At 41.4% G+C, this 16550-nt stretch carries 18 protein-coding genes; 10 read left to right on the top strand and 8 right to left on the bottom strand.

What is annotated here, in order from left to right; genetic code table 11:
* The first annotated feature begins 79 nt into the window (after positions 1-79).
* The 4 genes from Q0K96_RS08210 (at position 80) to Q0K96_RS08195 (ending at position 3943) form a co-directional block, all read left to right on the top strand.
* Positions 80-1849: a lytic transglycosylase domain-containing protein gene (locus Q0K96_RS08210; RefSeq protein ID WP_297333521.1), complete on the top strand. Its 1770-nt coding sequence runs from the start codon at positions 80-82 to the stop codon at positions 1847-1849.
* Positions 1850-1863: 14 nt separating this feature from the next.
* Positions 1864-2844, top strand: coding sequence for a DUF4837 family protein (locus Q0K96_RS08205; RefSeq protein WP_297333520.1), 981 nt, complete (start codon positions 1864-1866; stop codon positions 2842-2844).
* A gap of 284 nt (positions 2845-3128) precedes the next feature.
* On the top strand, positions 3129-3500 hold the full coding sequence (locus tag Q0K96_RS08200) for a hypothetical protein (RefSeq protein WP_297333519.1): 372 nt from the start codon (positions 3129-3131) through the stop codon (positions 3498-3500).
* On the top strand, positions 3497-3943 hold the full coding sequence (locus tag Q0K96_RS08195) for a GNAT family N-acetyltransferase (protein WP_297333544.1): 447 nt from the start codon (positions 3497-3499) through the stop codon (positions 3941-3943). The genes Q0K96_RS08200 and Q0K96_RS08195 overlap by 4 nt, the downstream gene beginning before the upstream one ends.
* 49 nt (positions 3944-3992) lie before the next feature.
* On the opposite strand, the gene Q0K96_RS08190 is transcribed toward Q0K96_RS08195, so the two are convergent.
* From Q0K96_RS08190 to rnpA, 5 genes are all read right to left on the bottom strand, one after another.
* Positions 3993-4811, bottom strand: coding sequence for an OmpA family protein (locus tag Q0K96_RS08190; protein ID WP_297333518.1), 819 nt, complete (start codon positions 4809-4811; stop codon positions 3993-3995).
* 22 nt (positions 4812-4833) lie between these two features.
* Positions 4834-6804 (bottom strand): KUP/HAK/KT family potassium transporter, encoded by a 1971-nt coding sequence (locus tag Q0K96_RS08185; RefSeq protein ID WP_297333517.1) that lies wholly within the window; start codon positions 6802-6804, stop codon positions 4834-4836.
* A 127-nt stretch (positions 6805-6931) separates the two neighbouring features.
* A complete protein-coding gene (locus Q0K96_RS08180; RefSeq protein ID WP_297333516.1) occupies positions 6932-8569 on the bottom strand; it encodes a S41 family peptidase in 1638 nt (545 codons plus the stop codon).
* A 5-nt stretch (positions 8570-8574) separates the two neighbouring features.
* On the bottom strand, positions 8575-9420 hold the full coding sequence (locus tag Q0K96_RS08175) for a DUF4349 domain-containing protein (protein WP_297333515.1): 846 nt from the start codon (positions 9418-9420) through the stop codon (positions 8575-8577).
* 69 nt (positions 9421-9489) lie between these two features.
* Positions 9490-9873 (bottom strand): ribonuclease P protein component, encoded by a 384-nt coding sequence (gene rnpA, locus Q0K96_RS08170; protein ID WP_297333514.1) that lies wholly within the window; start codon positions 9871-9873, stop codon positions 9490-9492.
* Between the two features lie 93 nt (positions 9874-9966).
* Here rnpA and Q0K96_RS08165 point away from each other — a divergent pair, with 93 nt between their 5' ends.
* On the top strand, positions 9967-10659 hold the full coding sequence (locus Q0K96_RS08165) for a S24 family peptidase (protein WP_297333513.1): 693 nt from the start codon (positions 9967-9969) through the stop codon (positions 10657-10659).
* A gap of 100 nt (positions 10660-10759) precedes the next feature.
* On the opposite strand, the gene Q0K96_RS08160 is transcribed toward Q0K96_RS08165, so the two are convergent.
* Positions 10760-11041, bottom strand: a complete 282-nt coding sequence (locus Q0K96_RS08160; RefSeq protein WP_297333512.1) for a hypothetical protein — start codon at positions 11039-11041, stop codon at positions 10760-10762.
* 335 nt (positions 11042-11376) lie between these two features.
* Between Q0K96_RS08160 and Q0K96_RS08155 the strand changes: the two genes are divergently transcribed.
* Complete coding sequence (locus tag Q0K96_RS08155) at positions 11377-11616, top strand: hypothetical protein (RefSeq protein WP_297333511.1); 240 nt, start codon at positions 11377-11379, stop codon at positions 11614-11616.
* Between the two features lie 128 nt (positions 11617-11744).
* Here the strand turns inward: Q0K96_RS08155 and Q0K96_RS08150 are convergent, their stop codons facing one another.
* The gene (locus tag Q0K96_RS08150) at positions 11745-13634 is read right to left on the bottom strand and encodes a M1 family metallopeptidase (RefSeq protein WP_297333510.1); all 1890 of its coding nucleotides are present in this window, start codon (positions 13632-13634) and stop codon (positions 11745-11747) included.
* Between the two features lie 65 nt (positions 13635-13699).
* Here Q0K96_RS08150 and Q0K96_RS08145 point away from each other — a divergent pair, with 65 nt between their 5' ends.
* The 4 genes from Q0K96_RS08145 to Q0K96_RS08130 are packed head-to-tail and all read left to right on the top strand — an operon-like array spanning position 13700 to position 15835.
* The gene (locus tag Q0K96_RS08145; RefSeq protein WP_297333509.1) at positions 13700-13897 is read left to right on the top strand and encodes a hypothetical protein; all 198 of its coding nucleotides are present in this window, start codon (positions 13700-13702) and stop codon (positions 13895-13897) included.
* A gap of 30 nt (positions 13898-13927) precedes the next feature.
* Entirely contained in the window at positions 13928-15076 is a 1149-nt protein-coding gene (gene holB / locus Q0K96_RS08140; protein WP_297333508.1) for a DNA polymerase III subunit delta', read from the top strand.
* A 5-nt stretch (positions 15077-15081) separates the two neighbouring features.
* A complete protein-coding gene (locus Q0K96_RS08135) occupies positions 15082-15462 on the top strand; it encodes a DoxX family protein (RefSeq protein ID WP_297333507.1) in 381 nt (126 codons plus the stop codon).
* Position 15463: 1 nt separating this feature from the next.
* Positions 15464-15835, top strand: a complete 372-nt coding sequence (locus Q0K96_RS08130) for a hypothetical protein (protein WP_297333506.1) — start codon at positions 15464-15466, stop codon at positions 15833-15835.
* A 35-nt stretch (positions 15836-15870) separates the two neighbouring features.
* Here the strand turns inward: Q0K96_RS08130 and Q0K96_RS08125 are convergent, their stop codons facing one another.
* Positions 15871-16461, bottom strand: a complete 591-nt coding sequence (locus Q0K96_RS08125; protein ID WP_297333505.1) for an OmpH family outer membrane protein — start codon at positions 16459-16461, stop codon at positions 15871-15873.
* Positions 16462-16550 lie beyond the last annotated feature (89 nt).

Raw genomic sequence — 16550 nt, 5'->3', positions numbered from 1 at the left:
TTTATACTATAATATCTATTTAAAAGTTATGTTACAATCACCTGAAAGGCATTGTACTTAACTTCTTAAAAAACAAATTATGAATAAAAAGAGAACACTGTCATTCATTTTTGCATTATTTTCTTTTGCGGCATTCGCACAGGAAAGTGCCGAAGCCGAAATCAGTACTCCGCAAATTAAACTTTCTTACCTTGATTCTGTTAAATCTACTTTCATCCGTTATGAAAACCTGGCCTGCATAGACAGCCTTTGGATGAAAGAACTGGCCAACCAGGATTTATTCGAGGCCATGCAGGAGGATATCGAAAAGATAAATCCTGATGAAGATGTAGATTATAACCTGTCTTCTAAAGATTTAAAAGAGCGTCTTGGCAAGCTGGATGCTGTTTCTCCCTTTCACATAGAATACAGTAAGGGGCTTGAGAACATCATAAAATCCTACCTTAAAAACAGGCCGCGCTCTTTCGAGAGGTTAATGGCAATTTCGGATTATTATTTCCCGATGTTCGAAGAATACCTTTCTAAATACAACGTGCCGATGGAGATAAAGTACCTGGCTGTAATAGAGTCGGCGCTTAACCCAAAGGCAAAATCAAGGGTTGGTGCAACAGGCTTGTGGCAGTTTATGTACCCTACCGGAAAGCAGTTTAACCTTGAGGTAAACAGCTATGTAGATGAGCGTTGCGACCCACTGAAAGCTACAGAGGCAGCCTGCCAGTACTTGAGCAGCCTGTATAATATCTTCGGCGACTGGGATCTGGTGCTTGCATCCTACAATGCAGGGCCGGGTAACGTTACAAAAGCGATACGCCGTTCGGGCAGCTATAAGAACTACTGGAATATACGCCGCAACCTGCCAAAGGAAACACAGGGCTATGTGCCGGCATTCCTGGCAACTATGTATGTTTATGAGTATGCAAAAGAGCACGGCATAAACGGCAAAAAAGCGCCAATGACCTATTTTGAAACCGATACGGTTATGGTAAAACGCCAGATGTCATTCAAACAGATTGCAAGCCTTGTAGATGTTCCGGTTTCTCAATTGCAATTCCTGAACCCTATTTATAAGCTTGATGTAATACCGTATACAACAGAAAAAGCGCATTATTTAAGATTGCCTAAAGATAAAATAGGTTTATTTACCGCTAATGAAAAGGCTATTTATGCCTATATCGATTATGAGGCCGACCAAAGGGAAAAACCTTATTTTGTAAAAGAACGCGAAGAAGCGGTAGCCTCTGTAAAAGAACTTGCCAAAGACGGAAAGAAAATAATTACCGCAAGCAAAACCTATACGGTTAGGCGCGGCGATAACCTTGGCGAAATATCTAACAAATATGGCGTTAGCGTTGCGGAAATTAAGCGCTGGAACGGGCTTAGGGGTAACATGATACAGGTTGGGCAACGCCTTAAGATACAAACAGAAAAAATTGTAGATATACCGGTAAAAGAAGAAGCTATAGCTGAAGTTAAAGACGTTAAGAAAGACAAGGCAAAACAAAAACCTGCCGATACACTTAAAACAGATAAAACAGCTATTGCCGCTACTACTGCAAAACCGGAAGCTGACGAGGCTGCCACTGAAGAAGACGCCGTAGCTGAAAACGCTGTCGCAGAAACAGAACCTAACACGCAGGAAATTGTGGCAGCAGCCATAAGTAAAGATAAACGTGCCCGTGAAGCCAGCTATGAGGCAGAACGCCTTTATATTGTGCAGAAAGGTGATTCGCTCTTCAGTATAGCAAGAAAGCACCCCGGCGTTACTGTAGAGAACCTTAAACGCTGGAACAAAATAGAAGGCGAGAGCATAAAACCGGGTATGAAGCTTAAGGTGAGTAGTATTAACTGATAAAACCGCCATGCATGAAAAGGCTTAAACAAATAGTACTTTTTGTTTTTGCCCTTTGCATTACAGCCTGCAACGAGGGTAAAACGGAAGAGGATGCTACGGCTTCGCGCGGAAACATCAACGAGATATCTATTGTTATCAATGATGTGATGTGGAACGGCGATGTGGGCGACAGCATGCGCCGCAAGTTTGCCGCACCGGTAGATGGGCTCACCCAGGAAGAACCGCTTTTTACCCTGAACCAATATCACGAAAACACTTTTGACCAGGCACTGAAGCGTGGCCGCAATATCATAATTGTTGATAAGGGCGGTAACGACGGTTTTGTCATCAAAAAGAACAGCTACTGCAAACCACAAAATGTTTTTACCATCAGCGCTAAAACTACCGATGGCCTGCTGGAACTTATTGAAATGCATTCTGATGAAATAATCAGGAAAATCAAGGATACTGAAATTAAAGAAAACCAGGAGCGCCACAAAAAGGCGGGGCTGCTGGATGCCACTGTTTTTAATAAGCAATATGGCATCAGTATAATGGTACCCTCTACCTACAGCTATGCCATACACAACGATAGCTTTATATGGCTAAAGAAGGACATTCCAAGCGGTAACACCAATATACTGCTGTATAAAGTACCTTACGTGACAATAGAAAAGAATAAAACCATACTGCCTAATATTATAGCCATGCGCGATTCTATAGGCAATATGTACATACACGGCCAGGACCCCGGCACTTTTATGAAAACGGAAGAAGCCTACTCCCCTTACCTGTTCATGACGAGTTTTAAAGACAAACGTGCCTTTGAAATTCGCGGCAACTGGGAAATGGAGAACGACTTTATGAGCGGGCCTTTTCTTAACTACACTATTAAAAATGATAAAAAACAATACTACCTTGTGGTAGAAGGTTTTATATACAGCCCATCATCGCCTAAGCGTGACCTCATCATAGAGCTTGAGTCGATAATCAAATCGCTTAATTTTGAGTAATGGCTCAATTTAAAATAAAGCGGTTAACGTATTCGTTTTGTCTGTTCCTAATTATAGGATTCTTTTTGTCTTCATGTTGTTCAGTTAATGTGACTGAGTTAAAAGGTAACTATATAAGCGAAAGAAAAAATATTTTTTATCCGTACTCAGAAATAACTTTTAACGACACAGCTTTTTTTTATACTTATAGAGCTGGCTTACAATACAAAGAATCGCAAGGTAGGTGGAGTATTGAGAACAATTATATTGTTTTAAACAGTTATGATTATTGCAAAAACGACTGTTTGATAGTGGAAGAAAAACAATCTCAAGATAAACCTTATATACAACTAAAGATAAATCTAAATGGAGATAAGCTTCCTTTGCCGGGGTGGAGTATTAAGATAAATGAGTCTAAAGAGTATTTACACACTGATTCAGAAGGGAAAATTTATTTTGAAGACAATATTCAGATAAATAGTATAGCCGTATTTTCTATCGGATTATCACAAAAAAATTCCAAATACATCATAAAGGATAAAAAGGCAAATATTTTTGAAATAGATTTGATTATGGAAAATCAATATAAATATTTCGAGAAGGAAAAGATGAAGCTAAATGCAAAATTTTTAAAGTTTGCAGATCATACAAATCATGTTAAATACTTAAAACAATAATGGTTCAGTTCAAAATAAAGCGATTTAACGAGCTTTCTGTTGTTGATCTATACGAACTGCTGCAGCTGCGAAGTGAAGTGTTTGTAGTGGAGCAGAATTGCGTTTATCAGGACATAGATGGTAAAGATGAAAAAGCGTTACACCTCATTGGTACTTTTAATGATAAAATAGTGGCTTATGCAAGGCTGTTTAACCGTGACTATTATTTTGAGGAAGCCTCTATAGGGCGTGTAGTAATTAGAGAACAATACCGCGACCGGAAATGGGGGCACGAGCTTATGAAAGCTGCTATTGCCGGCATTAAAGAGCATTTTGATGAAGATGCCATAACTATTTCGGCACAGCTTTACCTGAAAAAGTTTTATGAAAGCCACGGATTTGTGCAGGCAGGAGAAGGTTATCTGGAAGATGGCATACCGCACATACGGATGCACCTTCTGTAAATTATAAATTGAGGATTTTAGAATTAAGATTTTGAAATCCTGAAGTAAGCTATATCTTGGTTATAACAAGTTCTACCCTCCTGTCATACTCGCTTCCCTTACCAAGCGGCTTGGTGTTGCCGTAGCCCTTATAGGTCATACGGACAGAATTGACTTTCCGGAACATCAGGTATTTATAAACAGTACGCGCCCTGTTTACCGAAAGCTCACGCTTGCGGGTATCTTTATCTATAGCTTCTTTCTGGTAAGTGGGTGTGCAGCATACATGCCCCTGAATTTCAAATTGCAGGTTTTTATATTTCTGTAAAAGGCGGGCTATTTTGTCAAGCTCTTTTTTAGATGGGCCTGTCAGCTTGCTGCTTCCCCTTTCAAAGTATATGTTCTCAAGGTAAATGCGGTCGCCTACTACCATATCTTTTTTAACCGTGTTGTAGATGCCCGGCTCCAGCTTTGGCGGCGGCAGCGGCTCAAAATTCACTACAACGTCTACACGGCGGTTCTTAGAGCGTGCCTCGCTAACGTTATCTATATCATCTTCCAGTAATATGCGGCCTTTACCCTCTATGGTAACGATGATCTTGTTTTTAATGCCGCTGTTTACCAGCTTGCTTTGTATGGTGTTGGCACGGTTAGTAGAGAGTTTGTAGTTATACTCGTCTTTACCCCTGTCATCACAATAGCCGTAAATCTGTATGCTTTCTATCCGGGTGGTATCTATGGCGCTTACAAAGGCTACAAGGTTATTACCCTGCTTTTCGTCCAGCCCGAATTTATCAAATTCAAAATAAATAGAAAATACGGTTTCCTCCTGCGCTTTAGCGGCAAGTGTAGTTATTAACAAGGCAAATATGCATAGTAGCTTGTTCATTGTACTGCTAAGTTACGCAATTTTAATCTTCCATCCGCGAGAGGGATATATCTTCCAGCGGATGTATAACAATAGGAAATTTCTCAACCTTAACCGAGCTGCTGTCAAGCCCGAATGCCCTGCCTTCGGAGAGGCTCACTTTTTTCAGCACATAGTAAATATCCAGTACAATCCTTTCATACCAAGGCAGGTCGTTATCATAAGAAAGGAACTTCTCTATAATTACAAACTTAAAATCGCCGATAACATTGTTCCGGTTTAACGATTCGTAGCGGCTGGTTATATCTACCTCTCCCCTTTCTACCATATTACGCACCACCTGTTTAAACAGCAGGTTGATACGCGGTGCAACACGAAAACCGAGGAAGAAGTCTACACGTATAACGTCTTCATGCATAATTTCGCGTACACGGTATTCCATTCTATACGGCTCATCTACCACATTAACGTGCACAAACCAGTAAATATCAGCTCTTTTCGGCCTTTTTTGCAGAATTGAGTATAATACTTTAGATTCTATCTCATCGTTTAACTGAGCATTGGTCATATACACCAGGTGCGTGGCATATTTAGGGATAGTAAGGTCGTTACTTAATTCTGAAAGTACATTTTTATACTTGTCAATTTTCACAAATTCGGTATAGCCGCTGCGGATACGCTTTGCGGTATACCACACAAACATAATAAACGCGAGGAAGCCGGCTATAAAAAGCGACACATAACCCCCGTGGCTGAATTTACTGATGTTGGCAATAAGGAAAGAAAATTCTATGGTAAGGTAAACCAGCATAATACCCGTTATAACAAACGGGTTGTAGCGCTTCATGATCATGTAGAAGTTAAGCAGTATGGTAGTCATTATCATACAGAGCACTATAGCAAGCCCGTAGGCAGCCTCCATATTGCCTGACTCACGGAAATAAAGCACTATAAACACACACCCCAGGAACAACAACCAGTTGATTGAAGGGATATAGATCTGTCCGCGCAGCTCTGTAGGGAACTTTACCGAAACCTTAGGCCAGAAGTTAAGGCGCATGGCCTCGCTTATAAGCGTGAATGAGCCTGAAATTAAAGCCTGTGACGCAATTACCGCCGCCGATGTTGCAATAGCTATACCAAACGGCAAGAACCATTGCGGCATAAGCAGGTAAAACGGGTTTCCGGGGTTATCAGAATGCCCGCTTAAACCGGTTAATGTATTACCGGAATGTGCAATAAGATAAGCGCCCTGCCCGAAGTAATTTACAACAAGCATGGCCTTAACAAATATCCAGCTTATACGTATGTTGCCCCTGCCGCAGTGCCCCATATCGCTGTAAAGCGCCTCGGCACCGGTGGTACATAGAAACACGAAACCAAGTACATAAAAACCTTCGTGGTGTATACTTAACAGGTGAAATGCATAATAAGGGTTAAGTGCTTTAAAAACGGCAAAGTTGCCGCTTATGCCCAAAAAGCCCAGCACACCAAGCATACTGAACCATACCAGCATCATAGGGCCAAAGAAACGGCCTACGAATTTTGTACCGAAGCGCTGTATAAAGAACAGTACAAAAAGTATGGTAATTACAATAGGCACCGTATCAAGTTCGGGATTGTAGATCTTTAAACCTTCTATTGCCGATGAAACTGAAATGGGCGGTGTAATGATACCATCTGCAAGCAGGGCACTTCCGCCAATTATTGCAGGGATAATGAGCCCTTTCTTTTTGAGCCTCTTTACCAGTGTGTAGAGAGAAAAGATACCGCCCTCGCCTTTGTTATCGGCTTGTAGTGTAAGCAATACATACTTAAGGGTAGTTTGCAGGGTAAGCGTCCAGAAGATACAGGATAGCGCCCCGAGCACAATTTCTTCGTTTATAGGTTGTTCACCTATTATGGCTTTCATTACGTAAAGGGGAGATGTCCCTATGTCGCCATATATAATACCCAAGGTTACCAGCAGCCCGCCCAGGGTTACTTTGCTAAGATTATTGTGATTAGCGCTCACTGATTTTGTAATTAAAAGAATGCAAATGTATGCGATTTTATGGATTTGCAGTTTATTGCAGCCTGATATTTAACCTTTAAGACAAAAATCCCCTGCTTTATGGGGGCAGGGGCTAATTTGTATAAGGCTATTTTAACAGTATCTTGTTGTATTCGGCAGTATTGCCTAACAATGCGGTAGCTTTTTTAATCTCTGCGTTGTTAACAGTATAGTACTTATAAAGGCCTTCTTTATACTGATAGCGCTTAATAAGTTCGTCCTGAAGCAGTTTTTTGATTTCCTCTTTATGCTTGTTAAGCTCTTTCTCCTCGCTTTTCTGCAGCGCTGCAAGCAACTGGTTGTATTCGTTGGCTATGCTTGCGTCAATCTTTTCCTTAACCGCTGTATCGTGCATCAGCTTTAGTGCCTTTTCTGTTTCGGTATCAAACTCAAAGTTCTCTTTTTTAAGGTACTGCTTAAAGTCTTCAAAGTCAGCATCTGTTACCGTTGGTATCTTTGTACCCATATCAGGGTGCTTGTAATAATAAGCTGTGGCATAATTAAAAATAGCATCGTTGCGTTGCAGTGCATCGGCTATGGTACTTTGCTTGCTTTCATCCAGCACTACATCCGGCAATATGCCGCCGCCATCATAAACTGTGCGCCCTTTGCGGGTTTTAAAAGCGTTATAGTCTTTTTCGTTTATGCGTATGGCTTTACCGTCAACATCTTTATGGGTATAATCAAGCGCCTGTATGCCGCGTCCAGATGGTGTATAGTATCTTGAAATAGTAACTTTTACCTGAGTGCCGTAGGTAAGTTCCAGCGGCCTTTGCACCAAGCCTTTACCAAAGCTCCTGCTGCCCACAATTACCGCGCGGTCAAGGTCCTGCAATGCTCCCGAAACAATTTCTGATGCCGAGGCACTTTTGCCATCTACCAGTACCGCCAGCGGAATTTCGGTATCTACCGGCGCCTTGGTGGTCTTGTAGGTATTGTTATACTTTTCATTTTTCGACTTTGTGGTAACAATAATTTCGCCTTCGGGCACAAACAGGTTGCACACATTTACGGCTTCATTCAGCAATCCGCCCGGGTTGCCCCTAAGGTCGAGTATAATCCGTTTAGCGCCTTCGGTTTTAAGCTGCTGTAATGCCTGCTTAGTTTCTGTAGAAGCCTTAGCATTAAACTGTGAAAGCACAATGTAGCCTGTTTCTTTATCTACCATGCCAAAATAAGGCACCGCCCTTACATCTACCTCATCAAGCACAAGCTGGGTGTCATATACCTTGCCCTGCCTTTTGTATTTAATGTCTATTTTGGTATTGCGCGTGCCTTTAAGCAATTCGCCTGCATCTTCTTTAAAACTGGCAAGGCTAACATCGCCTATCTGGATAATTTCGTCACCTGCCTTAAGCCCCGCTTTGTCGGCGGCATAGTCCTTATAAGGTTCTTTTATAATAAGTCTGCCCTCTTTTCGGGTTATCAGCGCGCCAATACCTGTATATTCGCCGGTATTGTTTATTTTAAATTTGGCTACATCTGCCTCATTAAAATAATTGGTGTAAGGGTCAAGGTCGGCAAGCATACTTTTTATCGCAGTATCCATAAGCTCGCCGGGGTTGGTTTCATCTACATAATTGGTATTTACCGTTTTAAACAATGTGGTAAATATTTCTATCTGCTTGGCTATCTCAAAAAAGTCGTTCCTGAAACTTGTCCCCACGAACAGAAAAACAACCGCAACTGCCGTAACTACATATCTTTTCTTGAATCTGGTAAACATATAATTTAAATTTTATTTGATTTCTTCCTCATCCTTCTGCGGATCAGGATAAACACAATTACGAAAATAAGGATAAAAGGCCAAAGATACAGCACCCCGATAAAGAAAGTTGAAATACCGTTAAAGCCTGATTTTATAGCATTCCACATTTTAGAGCCATACGATACCGTTGCACCTGCCTGCTGTTCGGTATGCTTGTAAAATTCTATAACAACCGTGCTCATGGCCACACGGCTTTTAAGGTAACGCAGCCTTCCTTCCTGCGCTTCGATCTCTTCGCGTATTGCAGAAAGTTCTTTCTCGATCTCCAGCATTTCGCTAACCTTATTGGCTTTCTTTAAAAGCTCGAGGTAGCGCGCCTCAAGTGTTTTCTTGGCTTTAATGCGTGCATCAAGGTCAACATATTCTTCGGTAACATCCTGGGCTGAAATTTCCTTTCTGTCAAAATAAGTAACCCCTTTGGCAACCTCATCTATAAAAAGGTCGAACTTGTTGCCGGGTATGCGCAACACCAGTGTGCGGCTCAACGAGTAACCGTTGTTATTTTCGCTGTCACTCTGCAACTGTGCGCCAAACTTTTGCGCTACAGCATTTATTCGTTTGGCAGTAGCTTCAAGGCCCTCGGTTTCAAAGGCAAGATTAGCATTTTTAATTACCATCTGCCGATATTCAGTGTCCGCTGTTCCGGTGTTTCCTGAATAGGCTTTATCATCAACGTTAGTGGCAATTTCTTCCATTGCCGGGGCCTCAGCAACAACTTCCTGTAAAGATATATTATCGGTTACCGCTGCATTTTCACTACAGCCGCCAACCAGCATCAGCATAGATGTGCAAAATAAGGTTATTTTCATAATAAGGTGGTTTTGCAGCTATAACGGCAAAACTGTGCGGTATAGTACAACCATTTAGAAAATAGCCAATTAAAGCCCCTCCTGTTTCAGGAATTTTTCAAAAAGCTGTATTGCCTTTTCATTAACCTCGGTAAACGAAAGCCTGTCTTTGGTCTGGTAAAAAAACATAAAGGCTGTGGGCTGTTGCAGTTTTTCGGTTATGATATGTTTGTTAAGCCTGTAAGCCTCCCTTAGCAGGCGTTTGTAGTAATTACGGTCAACAGCCCTTTTAAAATTGCGCTTGGAAACCGATACACCCATTTTTAAAATACCTTCGGTATCATCCTGCAATGGAATATATACCAGCCTGAGCGGATATTTAGAAACCGTTTTACCCTCTGCAAACATCTTTTCTATAATGTTGCGGCTCTTCAGTTTTTCGCTTTTCGGGTATGTATATTGGCGTTGTTCCATCACGCGCAAAGGTACATTATTTAAAAATGTTATTTATTATTGCACCTGTGTCAGAATATTTTCTTACTATTGTAGTAAAATTTTTGAATTATTATGGTATCGGCACGTGTAGGACAATATATAGAAGCAAAAGGCATAAGCTACTATGCCTTTGAAAACAGCCTGGGCGCAAGCCGTGGCAGTATAAGTAAAGCGGTTAAAGACGGTAAGAGCATAGGCTCTAACATGCTGGAGAAAATACTGTTGTTGTATACCGACCTAAACCCCACATGGCTGCTTACCGGCGAGGGCGAAATGCTTGTGGATAACGGCTGGCAGGACAGTAATATAAATACTTACAGGCTAAAGACCGATACTACCTTAGAAAGCCAGCAGATTCCGCTTTATGACCTTGAGGCAGTGGCGGGGCTTGTGCCGCTATTTAGCGATAACAAAGCCTTTACCCCCGTTGACCATATTATGATACCCCACCTGCCCAAGTGCGACGGTGCGGTATATGTAACTGGTGATAGTATGTACCCGCTGCTTAAAAGCGGCGATATTGTGATGTATAAAGAAATTAACGATATACAAAACGGCATTTTTTGGGGCGAGATGTACCTGCTGAGTATTGATATGGCAGGAGAAGAATATATCACTGTAAAATACATACAAAAGGCTAAAGACAGCCGCTGCATAAAGCTGGTAAGCGAAAACAAACACCACCAAGATAAAGAAGTAGAACTTGCACAGGTGCGGGCGCTTGCACTGGTTAAGGCAAGCATCCGTATTAATGCCATGAAATAAAAAAACCGCAGGTAACGCTACCATGCGGTTTTTTAGCCAGGGTTTGGCTTTCCATCCAACTAATTAATCACTATCTGTTCACCTTCGCTTCTGCCCCGGGCTAATCCTTATTTACAAATTTAAAAAACCTGCTTTCGCCGCCGTCTTTTGTTCCTTCCTGATACAGAAACTGAAGGTCGTTATCATCAAATATTTTAAAGAATTCATACCAGCTTATTTCGTTCAGGTTATCTTCTGTATAACCCGGAAAGTTAATACGCAGCAAACCGCCACCGTTCTTGCCGGTACTCTCTACAACAGATGGCTTACCATCGCGGGCTTCTACCCACTGCTCTATCTTTTTATGATCTGTTGTAGTATGTGAATCTGACTTTGCTGACATAACTTTATATATTGGTTATTTCCTTATCGCTTTCTGATATCCCAAAATTACCATCGAAATAGAAAAGAAAATATTAAAGCCACCACAAACTTCTGTTAAAGAATTCTGACAAAAATTAATTTACTTCTACAGCAAGCACCTCACATTTCTACAATTTCCACATGGCTATTTAATGGAATTTGCAGAGAATACAACAGGATTAATTATATATAAATAACTGTATATCAAAAAGTTATTATTTCGTAATAGTTACAATTTATAAGAGAATGAATTACAGGCATTTGATTTGCCAATTACTAAGCAGATGCAATGATAATAACGAATAAATAAAGATTATGAAAAAGCTACTTATAGCCGCGCTGATGCTGACAGGAGTAATGGCAATGGCACAGGAACAACCGGCAACACAACAACAAACAAAACCGGCAGCAAAAACAGAACAGGTTAAGCCACAACAAAAAGAGGCACAACCGGCAGGCCAGGAGAAAGCTGCTACAGTAACCAAGCCGGAGGCTACCACTAAAGATGAAAAAGCCGAAGGTAAAAAGGCTGTACCAGCTAAAAAGTCAGAATAACTTTTAGCGCCTATTATATATACACTTTTTTGTAGAAACAGGGTTTTTGATTCTATTTTATCTGTTTCAAAAAAAACCCCGGGACATGACAGCCCGGGGTTTTTTACGTTTTATATATGCTTCTAATTTTAAGGCGTATAAAGATTATTCTCTTTATTCACATCGGCCATAAGCTCTGTGGCATCTATTGCCATGACTTTTATGGCGCTTTTAGGCTTGTTTATGGTAAACTCGTAGGTAGTATGTGCCCAGTTCCAGTCTTTTAAAACAGTACGGTTAAGCCTTGGGTATGGGTTTGGCTTCTCATAACGCATCATCTCAAGCGGGATGTAAAAGCTTTCCTGTGTGCCATCCTCATACGCCACAATAATATCAATAGGCATTGGCATACGGCCTATGCGCTGCAGGGTAATTTTTGTTGCGCTTCCCTCCTCTTTAACCGATTGTATGCTATAATCAATTGTATTAGTGGTTTGTGCCCAGTCGGTTAAATACCAGTCAAGGTGTGCACCGCTAACACGTTCTGCGGTACGGATAAAGTCGTTCGGTGTCGGGTGGCTGAATTTATAGTCAGAGTAAAACCGCTTTATGGTCTTTGCAAGGTTTTCTTCGCCTATAACGTAGCCAAGCTGAGCTAAAAAGATCTCTCCTTTACTGTAAGCCGATATGCCATAAAGCATATTCTGGTCATAACGGTCGGCGTGTGTAGTAAGCGGTTGTTCTTTACCTCCGGCAACCATATAAAAATAGTTAGAATAAGCGCCTGCAAACGGGTTTACGTTTTCTTCTTTAGATGGCAATACAGCTTCCATGGCAAGATCTGAAATGTAAGATGTAAAGCCTTCATCCATCCACTCGTGCTTCGATTCGTTGGTTGCCAGTAAATGCTGGAACCATGAGTGAGCAAACTCGTGCGCGGTTACACCCACAAGGCTGCCATAGCTCCTGTCTCCGGTAATAAGGGTACACATGGCATACTCCATACCACCGTCGCCACCCTGAACCACAGAGTATTGCTTATACGGATAAGTTCCGATATGTGTATTGAAATACTCCAGCAGCTCTACTGTTTTTGGTTGTAGCTTTTTCCAGTTCTCAGCATACTTGGCATCTTTTTTATAGAAGAAATGAAGCTCTGTGTTGTTTGGCCCCATTACCATATCGTGTGCATAATCTTTATCGGCGCCCCAGGCAAAATCGTGCACCATTGGTGCCACAAAATGCCAGGTAAGTGTTTTGGCTTTTTTAGGGTATTTAACCTCTACCCCTTTATCTTCATAACCTTTGCCAATTTCATTTTTATTTTGAAGATAACCCGTGCCGCCTATTGTGTAGTCTTTATCTATAGTGATTTTCACATCAAAATTACCCCACACACCATGAAACTCGCGCCCTATATAAGGGTCGGCGTGCCACCCTTCAAAATCATATTCAGCCATTTTAGGGTACCACTGCGTCATGCTCAGGGCAACACCCTCATCACTGTTACGGCCGGAGCGGCGCACCTGTAAAGGCACCTGCCCTTCAAAATCTAACGAAAAAGTGGTTGAAGCCCCCGGTAATATCGGTTTTGCAAGGGTAACTTCCAGCACGGTACCCGCAACCGTATTTTGTGCTGCTGCGCCCTCCTGCTTAAAATTACTGATTTTAAGGTAGCCTGTCTCTTCAGGCTTAAGGGTGCTTATGCGGCTTTCGGTAACCGTAGTATTGCCGTTCTTAAAGCTCTTAACCATACGTTTATCAGGGTCGGCTATCGTTTTAAGGCGTGCATCCATTTCGCTGCCCGGCTGAAAAGCATTGGGATATAAATGGTAAAAAACCCTCCTTAGCGTATCTGGCGAATTATTGGTATACACCAGTTGCTGCGTGCCGGTATAGCGGTAGGTTTTTACATCCATGTTAACCTCCATTTTATAATCTGCATGCTGCTGCCAGTAACCCGGATTGGGGTTATTTTCCTTATTTTGCGCAAAAAGGCCGGTGGCCGATAGTATCGCTATAAAAACTATTTTCTTCATGGTGCTAAAAATAAAGAAACTTTTTAAAGTTTGAAAAACAGTTTTAAAGATTATATTTTTGCTTTATGGATAATTCTTTACGTTTAAAGCTTGCGTTACTGAACAGCATCATTTTCTTTGCCGTTCAGTATTGTTGCTTTGATGGTTTTACTGCCGATTTTACCTCTTACAAGTTCTACCTAAAAATCCTTATAAGCCTTGCCTTTGGGTTTAGTTTGGTGTACTTTTATATGCGCTTCCCAAAGAAAGCAGGTAAAAAATAAGATTCTGCCAAATTGCTTTATATTTGCCTTATGCTATTCTCTAACATTATAGGGCAGGAACATATAAAAAGCCACCTTACCACCAGTGCCGACAGGGGCAGGATACCTCATGCACAGCTGTTTGCAGGACCCGAAGGCAGCGGCACACTGGCTATGGCAATAGCCTATGCGCAATACATTTTATGCGGTAATGCCAACGGCGAGAACAGTAACGGCAATGCTGCCTGCAACCTTAAGTTTGAGAACTTTTCGCACCCCGACCTTCATTTTGTATATCCTGTAGCGGCTAACAGCGAGGTTAAAAGTCACCCTGTTAGCGCCAATTTTTTAAAATATTGGCGCGAATTCATTACCGAAAACCCATATGGCAGCCTGTTTGACTGGTACCGTAAAATAGATATTGCCAACAAGCAGGGACAGATAGGGGTTGACGAAGCGCAGGAGATCATGAAATCGTTGTCTTTAAAGGCTTATGAAGGCGGTTACAAAGTAATGATTATATGGATGGCCGACAAAATGAACACAGCCTCTGCAAACAAGCTTTTGAAGCTGCTGGAAGAGCCGCCGCAAAAAACGGTTTTCCTGCTTATAACAGAGGAAGAAGACGATATACTGCAAACCATATATTCGCGCTGCCAGGTGCTTCATTTTGGCAGGCTTAGCGAACAAGCCATAGCCGAAGCGCTTGTTTCACGTGAAAAAACAGATGCCGCCACAGCGCAAAAAATAGCCCACCAGGCGCAGGGTAACTATAATAAAGCACTACACCTGCTGCACAAAAAAGGCGACGACTACCCGTTTGAAGAATGGTTTGTGCTATGGGTTCGCGCCGCTTTTCGCGCTAAGGGCAATGCAGCTGCCATACAGGACTTAATTGCCTGGAGTGAGCAGATTGCCGGTATAGGCCGCGAAGCGCAAAAGCAGTTTTTAGATTACTGTATCAATATGTTCCGCCAAGCTTTATTGCTTAATTATCAGGCTAAAGAACTGGTGTATATGGAGCCTGCTACCGATAATTTTAAACTGGAAAAATTTGCTCCGTTTGTAAACGGCAACAATATCAACGACATTTTTAAGGAGCTATCAGACGCTACGTATCATATTGAGCGTAACGGTAATGCAAAGATTATATTAACCGACCTATCTATAAAACTGACACGATTAATCCATAAAAAATAAATACCATGATGACACCCGCAATTATTTTGGTTTTGCTTTTCCTTGCAGTAACATTTATACAATCGGGCTATGACAAGGTAACCGACTGGAAAGGTAATGTAGGCTGGCTTAAGGGGCATTTTGCTGCCACCATTTTAAAGAACCAGGTGCCGCAGGCACTATTTGTAATTCTGGTTTTAGAAATGCTTTCAGGTGCTTTTGCCGTTATCGGTATTATAGAAATACTGGTAAATGAGGGTACTCAGTTCGCTTTCATTTCAGGATGCCTATCCTGTATTACCCTGTTATTTTTGTTGTTAGGACAACGTCTTGCTAAAGATTATGACGGTGCCCGCACAATAGCCATTTATTTTATCCCTGCGCTTTTGCTGGTAAGCTGGCTGTAAAATGACATTTACGAAGAGAATTTTACGCTATATACTGTTCCTTGCGGTAATTTACCTGCTCACAGTATTATACATAAAGGCAGAAATTGATATAGACCCTTTTGGCGGGCTTTATATCCTGCTGCTTGCATGCAACATTGTTTTCGGATTTTATGCGCTTAAATTAAAGATTTTGCCCGTTGTTTTGGTATCGGCAGTTATACCGGTTATAAGCATCATTTCCGCACTTTTAATGGCAGACCATTCCCTGTTTCCGGGTAATGACCCTTACGGTATCATAACCGCAATATTAATCAACGGTATTGTAATAGTTCTTTGCTGGGAAGTAACGTATCAGATAAATGCATTTATAAAATCTGTAAAATCTAAATAAAAAAGCTCCCGAATCCGGGAGCTTTTTTATGTTGACTATTTCGCTGTTGCGGTAGTATCATTTTCTTTTTCAGCAGGTTCCTCTGTTGTATCAGCATCACCTTTGTACTTTTCGTTAAGTTGCTTTAGTATATCAGCCGTAATGTCATATTGTTCTTTAGCATATAAAACGCTGGCAGCATCTCCGGTTCCGTATATATAATCGTAACCTTCTTTCTTGCCATATTCTTTAATGTGCTTTTTCATTTGGGCGATAATGGTATCCCTTTTAACACCAAATTCATCCTGAAGCTGCCTCATCATGGTTTCCTGCTTAATGCCAAGCTCACGCTCCCTTTTTTGCAGTTCCTGCATTTTAAGCTCTGCCCATTGCCTGCCTTTAGATTGTGCCTCGTTTTGAAAGCTTGCAGCATCAAGCCTTAGCTTTTGTGCTTCGCCTTCCAGTTCGCGGGCCATCTCATCCGATTTTACCTTACCTTTAGATTCAAGGTCTTTGAGCTCCTCATACTCCTCCATTAATTTTACGGTATCAATGTAAGCCGTTTTCATTCCGCCCGAAGCTACCTGCTCCTTATTGCACGAAAAAAGTGTAATGGCAAGACCAAGTATTAAAAGTGATTTTTTCATTTTCCGATTTTATGTGTTAAAAAATTTTGTCAAAAATACAATTACTTATTCAATCACCCAAAACAGATTTTAGGCTAAAAAATTGTAGT

Origin of the sequence: Flavobacterium sp., assembly GCF_024305175.1 — a bacterium.
Lineage (GTDB): Bacteria > Bacteroidota > Bacteroidia > Flavobacteriales > Flavobacteriaceae > Flavobacterium.
Note: the sequence above shows the minus strand (reverse complement) of the source record. Positions and strands in the feature narration are given on the sequence as shown.